This is a genomic window from Streptomyces poriticola (genome assembly GCF_036689765.1).
Taxonomy (GTDB): Bacteria; Actinomycetota; Actinomycetes; order Streptomycetales; family Streptomycetaceae; genus Streptomyces; species Streptomyces poriticola.
This window is the reverse complement of sequence record NZ_JBAGKH010000111.1, coordinates 1-418: the sequence shown is the minus strand read 5'-3', so window position 1 is coordinate 418 and position 418 is coordinate 1. Positions and strand designations below refer to the sequence as shown.

Annotated in this window: 1 protein-coding gene; it reads left to right on the top strand. The window is 70.6% G+C overall.

All coding sequences use genetic code 11. From position 1 onward, the window contains the following. The first annotated feature begins 27 nt into the window (after positions 1-27). The gene (locus V5O46_RS31675) at positions 28-387 is read left to right on the top strand and encodes a helix-turn-helix domain-containing protein (protein WP_332888184.1); all 360 of its coding nucleotides are present in this window, start codon (positions 28-30) and stop codon (positions 385-387) included. Positions 388-418: the final 31 nt, after the last annotated feature.

The following is a 418-nucleotide window of genomic DNA, read 5'->3' as shown; positions in this document are numbered from 1 at the left end:
GCCTGGCGCGACGGCGGCACGTCGGCCCTGTCTTCCAGGGGGCCTGGTGGCTTTCCGTGTCGGCTCAGCGATGACCAGGCAAAACGGCTGCAAGCCGAGCTGGATGCCGGCCCTGCGACGCACGGCTGGAGCGAGGACCAGCGGTGGACCCTCGCACGCGTGGCCGAGCTGATCCACAGGCTGTTCGGATACCGGTACACGCCACGTGGGGTGTCGTATCTGCTGCACCGGCTGGGCTGGTCACCGCAGGTCCCCGCGCACCGGGCGGTCGAGCGCGACGAGCAGGCCGTAGAGCGGTGGCGGACGGAGCAGTGGTCACGGGTAGGAGGACGGCCCAGCTCCTGGGCGCGTGGATTGTCTTCGAGGACGAGGCCGGGCAGGACCTGAAACCCGGCAAAGGCCGGACCTGGTCACGGCG